General features: G+C 69.1%; 13 protein-coding genes. 6 read left to right on the top strand and 7 right to left on the bottom strand.

The window, feature by feature from the left end; all coding sequences use genetic code 11:
• Positions 1-148 precede the first annotated feature (148 nt).
• From BM424_RS06975 to BM424_RS06960, 4 genes are all read left to right on the top strand, one after another.
• Complete coding sequence (locus tag BM424_RS06975; RefSeq protein ID WP_245775670.1) at positions 149-1,774, top strand: alpha-amylase family glycosyl hydrolase; 1,626 nt, start codon at positions 149-151, stop codon at positions 1,772-1,774.
• Between the two features lie 96 nt (positions 1,775-1,870).
• Positions 1,871-3,496 carry an alpha-amylase family glycosyl hydrolase gene (locus BM424_RS06970; RefSeq protein WP_093415645.1) on the top strand — a complete coding sequence of 542 codons (1,626 nt, stop codon included), beginning with the start codon at positions 1,871-1,873 and terminating at the stop codon, positions 3,494-3,496.
• Positions 3,497-3,826: 330 nt separating this feature from the next.
• Positions 3,827-4,846 (top strand): hypothetical protein, encoded by a 1,020-nt coding sequence (locus BM424_RS06965; protein WP_093414775.1) that lies wholly within the window; start codon positions 3,827-3,829, stop codon positions 4,844-4,846.
• Complete coding sequence (locus tag BM424_RS06960) at positions 4,744-5,772, top strand: Ig-like domain-containing protein (protein ID WP_139274019.1); 1,029 nt, start codon at positions 4,744-4,746, stop codon at positions 5,770-5,772. The genes BM424_RS06965 and BM424_RS06960 overlap by 103 nt, the downstream gene beginning before the upstream one ends.
• 418 nt (positions 5,773-6,190) lie before the next feature.
• Here the strand turns inward: BM424_RS06960 and BM424_RS06955 are convergent, their stop codons facing one another.
• The 4 genes from BM424_RS06955 to BM424_RS06940 all read right to left on the bottom strand — a co-directional run bounded on the left by BM424_RS06955 (position 6,191) and on the right by BM424_RS06940 (position 10,198).
• The gene (locus BM424_RS06955; protein ID WP_093415644.1) at positions 6,191-7,339 is read right to left on the bottom strand and encodes a sensor histidine kinase; all 1,149 of its coding nucleotides are present in this window, start codon (positions 7,337-7,339) and stop codon (positions 6,191-6,193) included.
• A gap of 14 nt (positions 7,340-7,353) precedes the next feature.
• Positions 7,354-8,097, bottom strand: a complete 744-nt coding sequence (locus BM424_RS06950) for an ABC transporter permease (protein ID WP_093414772.1) — start codon at positions 8,095-8,097, stop codon at positions 7,354-7,356.
• The gene (locus BM424_RS06945; RefSeq protein ID WP_093414771.1) at positions 8,094-8,999 is read right to left on the bottom strand and encodes an ATP-binding cassette domain-containing protein; all 906 of its coding nucleotides are present in this window, start codon (positions 8,997-8,999) and stop codon (positions 8,094-8,096) included. The genes BM424_RS06950 and BM424_RS06945 overlap by 4 nt, the downstream gene beginning before the upstream one ends.
• A 74-nt stretch (positions 9,000-9,073) precedes the next feature.
• Positions 9,074-10,198: a sensor histidine kinase gene (locus BM424_RS06940; protein ID WP_093414769.1), complete on the bottom strand. Its 1,125-nt coding sequence runs from the start codon at positions 10,196-10,198 to the stop codon at positions 9,074-9,076.
• A gap of 161 nt (positions 10,199-10,359) precedes the next feature.
• Between BM424_RS06940 and BM424_RS06935 the strand changes: the two genes are divergently transcribed.
• Positions 10,360-10,608 (top strand): PLD nuclease N-terminal domain-containing protein, encoded by a 249-nt coding sequence (locus tag BM424_RS06935; RefSeq protein WP_093414768.1) that lies wholly within the window; start codon positions 10,360-10,362, stop codon positions 10,606-10,608.
• On the opposite strand, the gene BM424_RS06930 is transcribed toward BM424_RS06935, so the two are convergent.
• Positions 10,605-11,252, bottom strand: coding sequence for a response regulator (locus BM424_RS06930; RefSeq protein WP_093414767.1), 648 nt, complete (start codon positions 11,250-11,252; stop codon positions 10,605-10,607). The two genes, BM424_RS06935 and BM424_RS06930, sit on opposite strands and share 4 nt — an antisense overlap.
• A 48-nt stretch (positions 11,253-11,300) precedes the next feature.
• Positions 11,301-12,155 (bottom strand): SDR family oxidoreductase, encoded by an 855-nt coding sequence (locus BM424_RS06925; protein ID WP_093414766.1) that lies wholly within the window; start codon positions 12,153-12,155, stop codon positions 11,301-11,303.
• A gap of 419 nt (positions 12,156-12,574) precedes the next feature.
• Between BM424_RS06925 and BM424_RS06920 the strand changes: the two genes are divergently transcribed.
• Positions 12,575-12,934: a hypothetical protein gene (locus BM424_RS06920; protein WP_093414764.1), complete on the top strand. Its 360-nt coding sequence runs from the start codon at positions 12,575-12,577 to the stop codon at positions 12,932-12,934.
• 167 nt (positions 12,935-13,101) lie between these two features.
• On the opposite strand, the gene dnaE is transcribed toward BM424_RS06920, so the two are convergent.
• Positions 13,102-16,692 carry a DNA polymerase III subunit alpha gene (gene dnaE / locus BM424_RS06915; RefSeq protein WP_093414763.1) on the bottom strand — a complete coding sequence of 1,197 codons (3,591 nt, stop codon included), beginning with the start codon at positions 16,690-16,692 and terminating at the stop codon, positions 13,102-13,104.

Below are 16,692 nucleotides of genomic sequence, written 5' to 3'. Positions count from 1 at the left end.
CCGAGGCTCAGGGCGAAAACCGGTAACCGGGAATGGTCTGGGCCGGTCGGGTCTTGATGGCTTCTTGCACGTTCCGCGCGATGATCGACCGGCGTAGCTTCAGCCGGGCATTTTCATACGCATTCCGATTGGGGAACAGAGTATGACGGTGTCCAGGCGAACGTTGCTGATCTCCGGTGCGCTGGCCGCGGGAGCGGTCGCGCTGCCGATCTCCCGACCACGTCCCGCGATGGCGAGCGCGGACGGCTCGTGGCTGGCCGACGCGGTCATGTACCAGATCTACCCGCAGACCTTCGCCGATTCCGACGGCAGCGGTGTCGGCGATCTGCAAGGCATCATCGACCACCTCGACCACCTGCAGTGGCTCGGCGTCACCGCGGTGTGGATGAACCCGATCTTCCCGTCGCCGCTGACCGACGCGGGCTACGACGTGTCCGACTACGTCGGCGTCCACGAGCGCTACGGCACGCAGGACGACGTGGCGCGGCTCGTCGACGAGGCGCGCAGGCGCGGCATCCGGATCCTGTTCGACCTGGTCGCCGGGCACACCTCCGACCAGCACCCGTGGTTCCTCAACTCGCTGCAGGACTTCTCCGACGACCGGTTCATCTGGGCGACCCCCGACCAGTTCCCGAACGGCGAGCTGCCGGAGAACTTCGTCGCCTCACCGGGCCCGCGCGAAGGCGCGTTCCTGAAGAACTTCTACGACACCCAACCGGCCATCAACTACGGCTACGCGCGGATGAACCCCGACGAGCCGTGGCGGGAACCGATCGACGCCGAAGGCCCCAAGCGCAACCGCGAGGCGATGCGCGAGGTGATGGACCACTGGCTGAAGCTGGGCGTCTCGGGGTTCCGCTGCGACATGGCGGGCAGCCTGATCAAGGACGACCCGGACCTCGTCGAGACCGGCAAGCTCTGGGGCGAGATGGCGGCCTGGCTCGACGACAACCACCCCGACGCGGTGCTGGTCTCGGAGTGGGGCGACCCGAAGGTCGCGGTGCCCGCCGGTTTCGACGGCGACTTCTTCTTCCAGACCGGCGACGCCTGGAAGTCGTTGTGGCAGGACAACCCCTACTTCGGCGCCGACGGCACCGGGACCGCGAAGATCTTCATCGACGCCTGGCGCGAGGCCGAGGACGCCATCGGCCGGCCCGGGGGAGTGATCCTGCCCTCGGCCAACCACGACACCGCGCTGCGGCTGAACAACGGCGTCCGCACGCCGGAGGAGATCCCGGCGGTCTACGCGTTCTGGCTGACCTGGCCGATCGTCCCGCTGATCTACTACGGCGAGGAGATCGGCATGCGCCTGATCGACGGTCTGCCGGACGTGGAGGGCAGCGACGGCAGGCAGAACAACCGCACGCCGATGCAGTGGAACACCGACCCCAACGCGGGTTTCTCCACCGCTCCGGCCGAGAAGCTGTACCTGCCGCAGGATCCCGACCCGAACCGGCCGGACGTGGCGACGCAGCGGGACGATCCGGGTTCGCTGCTGAACCTGGTGCAGCGCCTCATCGCCCTGCGCCAGTCCCAGCCCGAGCTCGGCATCGGCGCGGACGTGCAGGTCTTCCACGACGGCTACCCGCTGACCTACTTGCGCGGCAACAGGTTCCTGGTCGCGGTCAACCCGAGCAGGAACCCGGTCTCGGTCACGGTCCCCGACGACCGCCTGGCCGGAGCCGTTCCGGTCGAGGACAGCGGGGTCACCATCAGCGGTCAGGACATCGCGGTCCCGGCGTTCGGTTACGCGGTCCTCGATCTCGGTTCCTGAGGCTTCCCGGATCGCTTCGGATGACGTAGATTCCACCCGGCTTGTGAATACGTATTCAGACAGGAGCTGGGTGCTGTGGTGTCGAGGCGGTCGTTCATGGTCGGGACCGGCGCGGTGTTGGCGGGAGTCGCCGCGCTGCCGATCGCGCGGGTGAGACCCGCTGCGGCGTCCGGTCAGCCCTCGTGGCTGGCCGACGCCGTGCTCTACCAGGTGTACCCGCAGAGCTTCGCCGACACCGACGGCAACGGCATCGGCGATCTGCGCGGCATCACCGAGCACCTCGACCACCTGCAGTGGCTCGGCGTGACGGCGATCTGGGTGAACCCGGTGTACCCGTCGCCGTTCACCGACGCCGGCTACGACATCACCGACTACGTCGGCGTGCACCCGCGCTACGGCACCCAGGACGACGTGGTGACCCTGGTGGAAGCGGCGCGGGCGCGCGGCATCCGGGTGCTGTTCGACCTGGTCGCCGGGCACACCTCCGACCAGCACCCGTGGTTCCTCAACTCGCTGCAGGACCCGTCCGACCACCGCTACGTGTGGGCGACCCCGGACCAGCTGCCGCAGGACGGCAGCCTGCCGGAGGACTTCGTGGCCTCGCCCGGCCCGCGCGAGGGCGCGTTCCTGAAGAACTACTACGACACCCAACCGGCCATCAACTACGGCTACGGCCGGATGAACCCGGACGAGCCGTGGCGGCAGCCGGTCGACGCCGAAGGTCCCCGGCGCAACCGGGAAGCCATGCGCGAGGTGATGGATCACTGGCTGAAGCTGGGGATCTCGGGCTTCCGCTGCGACCTGGCGGCCACCCTGGTCAAGGACGACCCGGGCTGGGTCGAGACCGGCAAGCTGTGGGGCGAGATGCGGGCGTGGCTCGGCGAGAAGCACCCCGACGCGGTGATGATCGCCGAGTGGGGCGATCCGGCGACCTCGGTCCCGGCCGGTTTCGACGGCGACTTCTTCCTGCCCGTCAACGGTCCCGGCGACGGTGCGCCGTGGAAGACGTTGTGGCAGGACAACCCCTACTTCGGCGCCGACGGGACCGGCACCGCCAAGGTCTTCGTCGACGCCTGGAAGCAGACCGAGCAGACCATCGGCAAGCCCGGGCACATCCTGCTGCCCTCGGCCAACCACGACGGCGCGCTGCGGCTGAACAACGGCGTCCGCAAGCCGGAGGAGATCCCGGCGGCGTTCGCGTTCTGGCTGACCTGGCCGACCGTCCCGACCCTGTACTACGGCGAGGAGATCGGGATGCGCCTGATCGAAGGGCTTCCCGACGTCGAGGGCAGTGCGGGCAGGCAGAACAACCGAACGCCGATGCAGTGGGACGACGGGCCCAACGCCGGGTTCTCCACGGCCCCGGCCGACGAGCTCTACATCCCGCAGGACCCCGACCCGAACCGGCCGACCGTGGCCGACCAGCTCGCCGATCCGGGTTCGCTGCTGAACTTCGTGCAGCGGGTCATCGCGCTGCGCAAGCGGCACCCCGAACTCGGCAGCGGCGGCTCGGTGGAGGTGTTCGACGACGGCTACCCGCTGACCTACCTGCGCGGTGACCGGTTCCTGGTCACGGTCAACCCGAGCCGCGAGGAGGTCACCGTCGAGGTGCCCGACGACCGGCTGGCGCACGCGAAACCGGTGGAGGACAGCGGGGTTCGCATCAGCGGGCGCACCTTGTCGGTTCCGGCGTTCGGGTACGCCATTCTCGATCTTCGGTGACGACGCGTTGACGGCCGGACCCGGGGATTTCCGGGTCCGGCCTCGTCGTTGAGGAACATGAGAATTGTTTCTCGTCTGCCCTGATGTGAATATGAGAATGATTCCATCGGCGCCTTTTTGATCATTTCGACGACTTGGTCAAAAGGGATCCTTTGGTCACCTAATGGTGGTTTTCGCCCGGCCGGACTCAAAGGGAAACTTTAGGCTTCGCAATGATCTTCACATGATCGTTGATATTTCCCCCTCGGTTCGGAAAGGCGTTCTTCATGTTCAAGCGCCGGTCACTATCGGCCTTCATGGCAGCGCTCCTCGCGCTGTCCATTGGGGGCCTTGGCACACGCGCCCGCAATCGCGGATCCGCTTCCCGCGCAGTACTCCGGGTCCACTTCCGGTGATGTCCTGTCGCTCGGACTCTCCGCTCTGGGAATCGCGGACATCGACGCCGCCATCGCGCATTCGGCCACGGAAGTCGACAGCACCGGTGATCCCCGGGCGCACGCGGAATCCTCCAACGTCGGGGCGAACGCGCTGGGTCTGGGAATCGATCCGATCAGCGGTGAAGCCAATTCCGGACCGGGAACGCCGACCGATTCCTACACGATGGGGCTCGGCGACATCAGCGTCCCGGGCGTGCTCACCGTGGGCGCGCTGCAGGGCTCGGGTAGCACCAACTGGCCGGGCGACATCTCCTGCGTCCCGGACGGCACGCCCATCGCCCAATCGACCACCGAGCTGGCCAACGCCAACCTCGGGCTCAACGTCTCGGGCTTCGGGCTGAACATCCTGGAGCTGGGCGCGGTCTCGACGTCGGGCAACACGACGCTCGACTCGGGTTCGGTCGTCTCGACCGCCTCCGGGAACCTCGCGGGCCTGTCGTTGCTCAACAATGCGGTCGAGATCCAGGTGCTCAACTCGCCCGAGCTCACCGCGACGTCCGACGGCACGACCGGCACGGTCACCGCCAACGACTACTCGGTGGAGGTGACGATCGCCGGGCAGCAGCCCGTCGTGCTGAGCGCGGGCATGTCCATCCCGATCAACCTCGACCTCGGTGCCGCGCAGGCGAACCTGACGCTGAGCGTCGGTCAGCTGCAGGACAACTCGGTCGGGGCGACCGCGTCGGGTTCGATGGACTTCCTCAACGTCAGCGGCACCATCACGGCCCCGCTGCTGGGGGAGATCGCGGACCTGGACCTCGGGCTGCTGCCGCTGAGCGCGACCGCGACGGCCCCCGACGGCGGCGTGGAGTGCGACCGCCTCGACGCGCCGACGATCACCTCGCCGCTGGCTCCACGGTCACCGACAACCCGCCGACGATCACCGGCACGGGAGAGCCCGGTGCGGAGGTGACGGTGTACGACAACGGGCAGCCGATCGGCACCACGACGGTCAACCCGGACGGGGAGTGGACGTTCACGCCGCCGGACCCGCTGAGCCCGGGTGATCACGAGCTCACGGCCACGCAGGAGGGCCCGGACGGCGCCACGTCGGACCCGTCGAACTCCGTGACGGTCACGGTTCCCGGGCCGCCCGCTCCGGAACCGCCGGTGATCACCTCGCCGGCGCCGGGGTCGACGGTGGAGGACACGACGCCGACGATCACGGGCACCGGTGATCCGGGTTCGACGGTGACGGTCTACGACGACGGTCGGCCGATCGGTACGGCGGTCGTGGGTGAGGACGGTCAGTGGTCGTTCACGCCGACCTCGCCGCTGGCCCCGGGTGGTCACGAGTTCACGGCGACGCAGGAGAGCCCGGAAGGGGCGACGTCGGCTCCGTCGGACCCGGTCGCCGTCACGGTGGTCGACCCCGGGGGGCCGGACGCACCGGTGATCACCTCGCCCGCGCCCGGGTCCACGGTCGACAACACCACTCCGCCCATCTCGGGCACCGGTGATCCGGGCTCGACGGTGACCGTCTACGACAACGGCCGGCCGATCGGCACCGCCGTGGTCAACCCCGACGGCACCTGGACGGTCACCCCGAGCGAGCCGCTGGCGTGCGGCGAGCACACCATCACGGCGACGCAGGACGACGGAACCCGCGCCGTCTCGGAGGTGAGCGCCCCCGTGACGATCACGATCGCCTGCGCGTCCGGCGGTACCGGCGGTACCGGTGGCACCGGTGGTGCGACGGGCTCCGGCGCTCAGGCCGCGGCCGCTCCGCTGGCGCAGACCGGATCCCCGGTCGACGCCGGACTGCTGGGGCTGTTCGGCCTCCTGCTGCTGATCAGCGGTGGCGCGCTGGTGTACCGCACCCGCGAAACCCGGTCCTGACGACCGGAGCGATCCAACACCCGGCGCCGGGCACCCACGAGGTGCCCGGCGCCGGCGCATGTCGGGCCCCGGTGTCGTCGCGGGCGCCGACACATCTTTCGAGCCGCGGCGCCGTCGCGGGTGAGCGGGGGAGAGACGTGTGCAGCGCGCCCCCGTTGAGGGACGCGCAACTCCTGCGGACGTGAATTCCCCGCGGAGCGCCGGGCACCCCCAGAAGCCCGGCGCTCCGCGCCATCCCGGACCTTGCGGTCCTGGGGAGGGATGGCTGGGCGCGGTTGGTCTTGGTCGTCACCAGGGGACAGTTTTAGTGAAAACTGTCCGGGCAAAACGGACATTGATCATGGGTGATTAGGGCAAAAACTGTCCCCGGTCTTGGGTCGCCCCCCCGTGAGCCCGGAGCTCTGCGAGACCAGGAACCTCAGGTGTCGTCGCGGGTGAGGGGGAAGGCGGCTTGGACGCGGTAGCCGCCGTCGTCGGTGCGTCCGGTGTGGAGGGTGCCGCCGGTGAGGGCGACCCGCTCGCGCATCCCGACGAGGCCGAAACCGGAAGTGGGCAGGGCGACGTCGTGGCCGCGGGTGCTGCGGCGGTTGGTCACCGTCACCGCGAGCTCCTCGTCGTCGCAGCGCACCTCCACCCGCACGGCCGCGTGCGGGGCGTGCTTGGCGGCGTTGGTCAGCGCCTCCTGCACCACCCGGTACGCCGCGCGCCCCACCTCCGGCGGGACCTCGGGCGCGGGCTCGGGCATGTCCAGCCGCACGTTCGAGCCCGACCGGACGGCGCCGTCGACGAGATCGACGATGCCGGTGGTGCTCGTCGAGGCGGGCTCGGGTTCGGCCTCGTCGCGCAGCGCGCGCAGCATGTCGTTGAGCTCCGACATCGCCGTCGCGCTGGTCGAGCGGAGGATCTCGGCGAGCTCGGCGCTGCGCTCGTCGGGCGCCTCGCGGGCCAGGACGTCGGCGTGCCGGGAGACCACGCCGATGCGGTGCGCGACGACGTCGTGCATCTCGCGGGCGATCTCGCGCCGCTGCGCCTCCACGGCGCGCTCGGCCAGCAGTTCCCGCTCGCGCTCGATCTGCGCGGCCTGCTCCCGGTATTCGGCCAGGTCGCGCCTGCGCCCGAACACCCACAGCCCGAGCAACAGCGGCACGACGACCGAGCTCCCGACGACGGTCGTGGCCGCCCCGAGGTAGAGGCGGTCCCAGCCCCACACGAGCGGAACCTCCGCCACCAGGTGCGCGGCGAGGGCGATCCAGGTCAGCGGCCGCGGCCCGATCCGGCTCGCCGCGGTGTAGAGCGCGACCTCCGAGAGCCCGATGACGGGATCCATCGCCAGACTGCTCGCGGCGACCACCATCGCGACCGCGAACGGGAAGCGCCTGCGCACCACCAGCGCGAGGAACCCGGTGATCAGCGCGGCGATGGTCAGCGGCGAGGTGTCGCCGAGACGCCCGCCGTGCGCGTAGAACTCCCCGGCGATCGGCGCGGCCGCCACCGCGAGGTCGAACAGCAGCGACCGCGGGGAACCGTCCCACCACGACAACCACGAGCGCGTCCGTTCGGCCAGCACGTCGGACACCGTACTCACACGTCTCGGCGGTTGAGCACGACGGCGGACGCCCCCAGCAGCACCGCCGCCAACCCCAGCATCGGCAGCGTCCCCGGCCAGGCCGGCGAGTCGCTGATCAGCTGCCGCGCCGAGTAGAACGGGTGCAGCACGAACAGCAGCCACTCCGGCAGGTCCAGCCGGTTGATCAGGAACATCTCGATCTGCGGCCACACCACCAGGAGCGCGATCGGCGTGATCGACCCGTGCAGCAGCACCGCCAGCCCGAGCCCGATCAGCGTCACCAGCACCGCGTAGACGACCGCGCCCGCGCCCTGCACCAGCGACGTCGACACCGTCGGCGCCGCGCCGAACATGCCCGCGAGCACCAGCCAGGACGAGGCGAGCGCCGCGCACTCGGCCACGATCGCCGCCGCGGTGACCACGACGGCCTTCGCCAGCAGCACGTGCGTCCGGGACCGCGCGGTGAGCATCGTCGTCACGATCGTGCGATACCGGTACTCGGTGCCGAAGGCGTTGACCCCCAACGCCCCGACCAGCACCGTGAACAGCCAGGCCACCGACATCACCTTGTTGAAGGTGATGTCGCCGGTGTCGTGGGAGTCGTGCGCGACGATCGTCAGCAGCAGGTGCACGACCACCGCGGACCCCATCAGCGCCCAGTTGGACCGCAGGCTCCGGAACGCGGCCCACTCGTAGCGCAGCGAGCGCGCGAAGCCGGGGGAGCGGTCGGTGGACGGCTGCTCTTCCAGCGTTGTCATGCTGCTTCTCCTCGGTAGCTGGTGGCGTCGGCGGTGGCGTTGAAGAAGGCGTCCTCGAGGCTGCTGCGGCGGGTGTGCAGCTCGCGGATCGCGACCCCGGCCCGGCGGGCGGCGTCGCTGACCGCGTCGACGTCGCCGCTGTCGATGCGCAGCGCGCCGTCGTCCTCCCGCGCGACCGGGAACCCGTTGGCGCGCAACCACTCCTGGAACCGCTCGGCGTCGGGCGTGCGGACGATGACGTGGGTGCGGGTGTGCGCGGCGATGAAGTCGCGCACCGGTTCGGCGGCGATCAACCGGCCTTCGCCGATGACCACGAGGTCGTCGGCGAGCTGCGCGACCTCCGACAGCAGGTGCGAGGAGACGAACACGGTCCTGCCCTCGTCGGCGAGGTTGCGCAGCAGCGCCCGGATCCAGCGCACCCCCTCGGGATCGAGCCCGTTGGTGGGCTCGTCGAGGATCACGTGCTCCGGGTCGCCGACGAGCGCGGCGGCGATGCCCAGCCGCTGCTGCATGCCGAGGCTGAACCCGCCCGCGCGGCGGGACCGCACGTCGTCGAGCCCGACGGCGGCCAGCACCTCCCGCACCCGCTGCTCGGGAATCCCCGCGCCTGCGGCGATCATGCGCAGGTGCTGGAGCGCGGTGCGGCCCGGGTGCACGGCCCGCGCGTCGAGCAGCGCCCCCACGCTGCGTGCGGGATTCCGCAGCTCCCGGTAGGTGCGATCGCCGAAGCGAACCTCGCCCTCGCCGCGGTCGAGGCCGAGCATGAGCCGCATGGTGGTGGACTTCCCGGCCCCGTTCGGGCCGAGGAAACCGGTCACCACGCCCGGCCGGATGGTGCAGCTGAGCCGGTCCACGGCGAGCCGATCGCCGTAGCGCTTGGTCAGTTCCCCGATGGTGATCAACCCTGCTCCTCGATGTCGGATCGGATGCCGTCGAGCATCGCAACACCACGAGGTGCGGGGCGTCTGACTTCCAGCTACGAGTCGCTACGACTTTCGGACATCCTCGGCAGCACCGCCGCCACCCGGAACCCGCCATCGCCGGTGGGACCGGTCTCCAGCGTCCCGCCGGCCAGCGCGACCCGCTCCCGCATCCCCAGCAGCCCGTACCCCGCGCCGGGGGCGGGCGGCCGCGGGCTCGGCCCGTTGGTGACGGTCACCGACAGCTCGTCACCGGCCTCGACGACGACGGACACCTCGGCGTCCGGCGCGTGCCGCGCGGCGTTGGTCAGCGCCTCCTGCACCACCCGGTAGGCGGCCCTGCCGGTGGTCCCGGAGATCGCGGGCAGCTCGTCGGGGATGCTCAACCGCACTCCCGGTCCGCTCTCGCGCACCAGCTCGGCGATGTCGGCGGCGGTCGGCGCCTCGGCGATCTCCGACGGGCCCTCGCGCAGGACGCGCAGCATCCCGCGCAGTTCGGTGAGGGCCTTGGAGCTGTTGTCCCGGATGATCTCGGCGGTCTCGGCGGTGCGCGCGTCCTTCGCGTGCAGCGTCAGCGCACCGGCCTGCAGCGACAGCACGCTGGCCCGGTGGGCGATGACGTCGTGCAGCTCGCGGGCGATGCGGCGCCGCTCGTCGCCGACGGCCCGCTCGGCCCGCAGCGCGCGCTCCCGCTCGGCCCGCTGGATGCGCTCGCGGGTGGCGGCCACCTGCACCTGCCGCTGCTGCAGCCACAACCCGAGCATCCCCGGGACCGTGTAGAGCGCCGAGTTCACGCCGATGCTCAGCAGCGTCGCGAACCCGTCCCACGCGGGGAAGCGGGCGAACTGCGCGCCCACCCCCGCCGCGATGATCACGACACCGGTGATCCACGTGGTGCGGGACGCGCCGTAGCGCCGCGCGCACGTGTAGAGCGCCACCCACGCCACGGGCGGGTACTGGGCGAAGACGAGCAGCGCGATCGACACGGCCGCGAGCACCAGCGGGAACCCCCTGCGCGCCACCAGCGCGAGCATGCCCGCGAGGTGCAGCAGGAACATCCACGGCGAGGTGAACTCCTGGAACAGCCCGGAGAAGAACAGCGCGAGCCCGATGTCGATGGGCAGCTGGTACACCTTGCCGTCCCACCAGGACAGCAGGCGCTCACGGTCGAGGTGACGCACCGGGCCGACTCTAGCTGCGCGGATCCGCTCCGGCCTTCTCCGACCGGCCGAGGCGCGTACGACTTTCGGCCAAGTTCGGACGAGCGGGTAGAGGGACGCCGCGGTGGCCGCGAATCCCTAGCGTTGGTGATCGAACGACGAACTCGTGGAAGGGAAACGCAATGGATTTCGGCCGGCTCTTCAGCGACCCGGAGCTGCTGCTCTCGTTCGGCGGCCTGGGCCTGGTCGCGCTGCTGCTGTTCGGGTGGCTGGCGCTGTTCGTCTGCGCCGTGGTGAGCATCATCGGCTCGCCGCTGTCGTTCGGCATGACGCTGGTGTGGCTGGTGATCGCCTTCTGCGCCCCGTTCCTCGGCGTGCTCGCGTGGTTCTTCATCGGCCGCGGAGACGCCTACCGCCGAGCCGCCTGCTAGGCCAGACCGGCGTCGTGGGCGATGATCGCCACCTGGGTCCGGTTGACCGCGTCCAGCTTCTGCATGATGCGTCCGATGTGGACTTTCACGGTGGACTGGCTCATGTAGAGGTCGGCGGCGATCTCGGCGTTGCTCGAACCCTGGGCGACCGCCACCGCCACCTCGCGCTCCCGCGCGGTCAGCTGCTCCATCTTGGCCTTCGCCGACTGCGCTGCGCCACCACCGGTGGAGAAGGCCGCCAGCAGTTTCCGGGTGATGCGGGGCGAGAGCATCGCCTCGCCCCCGGCGAGGGTGTGCACGGCGGCGACGAGATCGTGCGGCCGGGTGTCCTTGAGCAGGAATCCAGCCGCCCCGTTCTGCAGCGCCGCGTGCACGTACTCGTCGATGTCGAAGGTGGTGAGCACGCCCACCGCGGGCGGGTCGGGCAGCGCGGCGAGGCGCCGGGTCACCTCCAGGCCGCCGACCTCGGGCATCTGGATGTCGGTGAGCACCACGTCGGGCGCGTGCTTGGCCACCAGGTCGACGATCCCGCCGCCGTGGGCGGCCTCGGCGACGACCTGGATCTCGGGATCGGATTCGAGGATCATCCGGATCCCGGACCGCACCAGGTCCTCGTCATCGAGCAGAACAACCTTGACGCTCACCGATCACCACGCCCGCCGCTTGAGAAGAGCCACCGCCTCAACGGTATCTCAGCCCGCGACGTCGGCGATCAGCTTCTCGGACACCGCCCACAACCGGCGGCGCACCTCGACGTCGTAGGAGACCTTGCTGGTGGCCACCGGCCGGCGCTTGATGAAGTACTTACCGCTGACGTCGGCGACCTCCGGCGAGTTCGCCAGGTGCAGGATCGTGTCGGCGCCCTTCTCCGGCGAGATGCCGAAAGCCGCGTAGAACGCCCCGACCACGGCCTTGATGACGCCCTCGGTCCCGTTCTTGAACCCGGACGCCACGGCCCCGGGGTGCATCGCGTTGACGGTGACGCCGGTCCCGCGCAGCCGCTCGGCGAGCTCGTAGGTGAACAGGATCTGCGCGAGCTTCGACTGCCCGTACCCGCGCATCGCGTTCTTGCCGCTGCGGTTCTGGAGGTCGTCGAAGTCGATCCGCGCGCCCTTGTGCGCCATCGAGCTGACGTTGATGATCCGCGCGTTCCCGGCCGCCTTGAGCTGGTCGAGCAGCGAGGTGGTCAGCAGGAAGTGCCCGAGGTAGTTGCCCGCGAACATGGCCTCCAGCCCCTCGGAGGACTCGCGCCGGGTCTGCGTCACGCCTCCGGCGTTGTTGACCAGCACGTCCAGCGTCGAGTGCCGCTCGGTGAACTCCCGCACGGCCCGCCGCACGTCGGCCATCTCGGCCAGGTCCACCACGATCAGCTCGACCCGCTCGTTCCCGGTCTCGGCGACGATCGCAGCCCGCGCGGCCTCCCCCTTCTCGGCGTTGCGGCACATCATCACGACGTTCGCCCCGCCCCGAGCCAACTCCAACGCCGTCACGTATCCGGTCCCGGAATTCGCCCCGGTCACGACGCAAACCCGTCCGTCACTACCCATGCCGAAAAACCTCGATCCGAAGTAAGCAACTGCCTACACCGACCCTACGGCCGAAGTCCGAACCGACAACCGCCAGGACGCGTACGCCCGCGCGAGCGTCATCCTGCGTGGAGGTGCTGGTGAGCGCGCTCGGCGCGTCGCTGGGCACGTGATGGATGAACGGCATCGACCAAGCGGCCCGAGACCGACACTCCCGATCCCGATCCTCGGGCCCCACGGAACCACCCGCGCCTGACTCCGCTGCCTCGCGAGGGTGGCGTGGTCGCCTGGGGACAGTTTTAGCCATAATTGTCCGGACATAACGGACATTGATCATGGGTGATTATGGCTAAAACTGTCCCCGCCGAACGCAGCCGCGATACGCGACCGTCCGCAAGTGCGATAGTCAATCAAGCGCAAGTGTGATAGCTGAACGTTCGGTGTCCGACGAGAACGGTCGTGTCTTCCGCGAGGCGTGGATCGAGGGTGTTCGGGCGCACTACCCGGGCGACCCGAAACCCGGATACGTTGCGCCGTGGGAGGAGACGCCTGACTGGGAGCGCGCCAGCGCTGCGGCCGTGTGTCAGCAGGTGCGGGACTTCATCGAGGCGACCGGCGGCAACGCGTCGAAGCTCACCCGCGAGCAGAAGGGCCGGTTCGTCGCCCTGTGCTGGACGGGTCAGATCTACAAGCACTTCGCCGATCCCAAGCCGGCGTACGTCGCCGACTGGGCGGACATGCCCCAGTGGCAGCGCGAGACCGACTCCGACATCTTCGAGCACATCGAGAAGCAGCGGTGACCGGGTTTTCCGGGGTGGCGGAGCGGTCGATCGTGGTTGGTAGGGGGCAGTTTTAGTTAGAACTGTCTGGACATTTCGGGCGTCGATGGCGGACGGTTATGGCTAAAACTGTCCCCTGGTGAGGCGTTGCCGGCGTGGCCCGGGAGGAGTCCGGGCCACGCCGGGTGTCAGCGGCCTGCGCGTTCGACTGCGATGCCTCGGACGGACTTGAGCTCGGAGACGAGTTCGGTGCAGACGTTGACCGGCCACTTCGGGAGTTCCAGGCGGGTCTTGCCGAGGTGCACGTGCACCGGGGTGGTGCCCTTGTGCGCGGCGAAGGTCTGTTTGAGCTCGCTGATCACGTCCTCGGTGAGCTTGCGGGAGTCCGCGCGCAGCACCAGCGGCGGTTCGCTGCCCGGGTCGGTCTCGGCGGCGGTGATGTCGATCGGGACCGCGTCGGAGGCGAACACGCTGATCTCGCCCTCGCGCTCGTTGACCCGGCCCTTGACCGCCAGCGCGTTGTCCTCCACCAGGCAGTCGGCGAACATCTCGTAGGACTTCGGGAAGAACAGCACCTCGATGCTGGCCTCGAAGTCCTCCAGGGTCACGATCGCCCACGGCTGGCCGTTCTTGTTCAGCCGCCGCTGGATGCCGGAGATCATCCCGGCGATCTTGGGCTGCTGCTCCTTGCTGCCGTAGCCGCCGGGCTCGCGCTCACCGCCGACGAGCTCGGCGATGCTGGTGTCCTGGTACGGAGCCAGCAGCCGCTCGGCACCGTCGAGCGGGTGCGCCGAGACGTACAGGCCCAGCATCTCCCGCTCGTAGGCCAGCAGCTGCTTGCGCGGCCACTCCTCGTCGGTGAACTGCAGGTGCGCCAGCGGCGAGGTGTCCTCCGACGGGCCCGCGTCGTCCCCGCCGAAGAGGTCGAACTGGCCCATCGCCTGCTGCCGCTTGAGACCGATCACCGCGTCGACCGCGGCTTCGTGGTGGGCGTTGAGCGCCATCCGCGTGTGGCCGAGCGAGTCGAACGCGCCCGCCTTGATCAGCGATTCGATGACCCGCTTGTTGCAGGCGGTGATCTCGATCTTGTCGAGGAAGTCGGTGAACGACGCGAACTTCCCCTTCTCCTCCCGCGAGGAGATGACCGACTCGACGACGTTGGCGCCGACGTTGCGGATCGCGCCCATGCCGAAGCGGATCCGGCCGTCGACGGCCGTGTGCTGGGTCATCGACTCGTTCACGTCCGGCGGCAGCACCTCGATGCTCATCCGCCGGCACTCCGAGAGGTAGACCGCGGTCTTGTCCTTGTTGTTGCTGTTCGCGGTCAGCAGCGCGGCCATGTACTCGGCCGGGTAGTGGGCCTTGAAGTAGGCGGTCCAGTAGGTGACCAGGCCGTAGGCGGCGGCGTGCGACTTGTTGAACGCGTAGCCGGCGAAGGGGAGGACGGTGGCCCACAGCTGCTCGATCGCTTCCTTCGAGTAGCCGCGCTCCTGCATGCCCGCCGAGAAGTTGGCGAACTGCTCGTCCATCACCTCCTTCTTCTTCTTACCCATGGCTCGCCGCAGCAGGTCTGCTTGTCCGAGCGTGTACCCGGCGACCTTCTGGGCGATCGCCATGATCTGCTCCTGGTAGACGATCAGACCGTAGGTCTCGCCCAGGATGTCCTTCAGCGGCTCGTCCAGCTCCGGGTGGATCGGCTCGACCGGCTTCTTGCCGTTCTTGCGGTCGGCGTAGTCCAGGTGCGCGTTGACGTCCATCGGGCCCGGCCGGTACAGGGCCACGCAGGCGACGATGTCGCCGAACCGGGTCGGCTGCATGCGCTTGAGCAGCGACTGCATGCCGCCACCTTCAAGCTGGAACACTCCCAGCGATTCACCGCGACCGAGCATCTCGTAGGTCTTGGTGTCGTCCAGCGGAATGTCCAGCGGTTCGACCTCGATGCCGTGGTTGGCCTTCACCATCCGCACGGTGTCGTCGATCGTGGTCATGTTGACCAGGCCCAGGATATCGATCTTGAGCAGGCCCACGGCCTCGCACTGCGGACCGTCCCAGCCGGTGATGATCTCGCCGTCGTCGCGCTTCCACAGCGGCAGCACGTCCAGCAGCGGCTCGCGCGAGATGATGTGCGCGCACGCGTGCACGCCCGCGTTGCGGATCAGGCCCTCCAGGCCGCGGGCGGTGTCGAAGATCTTGCCGATCTGCGGGTCGGTCTCGATCAGCGAGCGGACCTCGGCGGCCTCCGGGTAGCGCTCGTGCTCGGGGTCGACGATGCCCGACAGCGGGATGTCCTTCGCCGCGATCGGGGCGGGCAGCGCCTTGGAGAACCGGTCGGCCAGCTGGAAACCCGCCTGCCCCATGTGCACGCGCGCGGCGTCCTTGAACGCGGCCTTGGTCTTAATCGTGCCGTAGGTGATGACCTTGGCGAAGTACTCCTCGCCGTACTTCTCCTTGGCGTACTGGATGACCCGCTCGCGCTGACGCTCGTCGAAGTCGATGTCGATGTCGGGCGGGGAGTCGCGCTCGGGGTTGAGGAACCGCTCGAACAGCAACCCGTGCTGCAGCGGGTCGATGTCGATGATGTGCAGCACGTACGACAGCAGCGCACCCGCCGCCGAACCACGACCCGGACCCACCCGGATGCCGTTGTTCTTGGCCCAGCGGATCATGTCGCCGACCACCAGGAAGTAGGAGCTGTAGCCCTTCTCCGTGATGACCTTGAGCTCCCACTCCAGCTGGTCGCGGTACTCCTGGGTGAACTGGCCGTCCTTGAAGCGGGTCGGGATGAACGACTCGACCTCGTCGCGCAGCATCTCCACGTCGGTGCGCCCGGCCTCGACCTTGGCCTGCGGCATCCGGTTGTGCGGCGCGAAGGCCTCCTCGTAGCCCTCGACCATGTCGGTGATCAGCAGCGTGCTGTCGGCCGCGCCCGGGACCTCCTCGTCCCAGTACTCGCGCATCTCCTCGGAGCTCTTGATGTGGTAGCCGTCGCCGTTGAACTTGAACCGGTCGGTGTCGGCGATCATCGAGCGGGTCTGCAGGCACAGCAGCGCGTCGTGGTGACCGGCCTGGTCGTTGGTCACGTAGTGGCTGTCGTTGGTCGCCACCGTCCGCAGGTCCAGCTGCTTGGCGAGGTCCAGCAGCTCGGTCCGGATGTTGCGCTCCATCTGGATGCCGTGATCCATGACCTCGATGAAGAAGCGGTCCGGCCCGAAGATGTCCTTGTAGTCCGAGGCCGCCTGCAGCGCCTCCTGCTTCTGGCCCAGCCGCAGCCGGGTCAGGATCTCGCCCGCCAGGCAGCCGGAGGTGGCGATGATGCCCTCGGAGTGCTCGGCGATGAGCTCCTTGTCCATCCGCGGCTTGCGGAAGAAGCCCTGGATGCTCGCCAGCGAGGACAGCTTGAACAGGTTGCGCAGCCCGGTCGAGTTCTGCGCGAGCATCGTCATGTGCGTGTAGGCACCGGCGCCGGAGACGTCGCCGCTCTCGCCGTACTCGTCCACTTCCTTCTTGCCGGTGCGCGCCCGCTCGCCCCAGAACACGGGCTTCTTGTGGTAGCGGCTCTCCGGCGCGATGTAGGCCTCGATGCCGATGATCGGCTTCACCCCGGCCTTGGTGGCCTTGGTGTAGAAGGAGTGCGCCCCGTACATGTTGCCGTGGTCCGTCATCGCCACCGCGGGCTGTTCGAGGCGGGAGACCTCTTTGAACAGCGCATCATGTTTCGCAGCACCGTCGAGCATCGAGAACTCGGTGTGCACATGCAGGTGAACGAACTGATCAGACAC

Origin of the sequence: Saccharopolyspora flava (assembly GCF_900116135.1) — a bacterium.
Lineage (GTDB): Bacteria > Actinomycetota > Actinomycetes > Mycobacteriales > Pseudonocardiaceae > Saccharopolyspora > Saccharopolyspora flava.
Note: the sequence above shows the minus strand (reverse complement) of the source record. Positions and strands in the feature narration are given on the sequence as shown.

Excerpts from the sequence above, each read along its gene's own strand:
- BM424_RS06925 (WP_093414766.1), bottom strand. The coding sequence starts at position 12,155 with ATGGGTAGTGACGGACGGGTTTGCGTCGTGACCGGGGCGAATTCCGGG.
- BM424_RS06935 (WP_093414768.1), top strand. The coding sequence starts at position 10,360 with ATGGATTTCGGCCGGCTCTTCAGCGACCCGGAGCTGCTGCTCTCGTTC.
- BM424_RS06950 (WP_093414772.1), bottom strand. The coding sequence starts at position 8,097 with ATGACAACGCTGGAAGAGCAGCCGTCCACCGACCGCTCCCCCGGCTTC.
- BM424_RS06970 (WP_093415645.1), top strand. The coding sequence starts at position 1,871 with ATGGTCGGGACCGGCGCGGTGTTGGCGGGAGTCGCCGCGCTGCCGATC.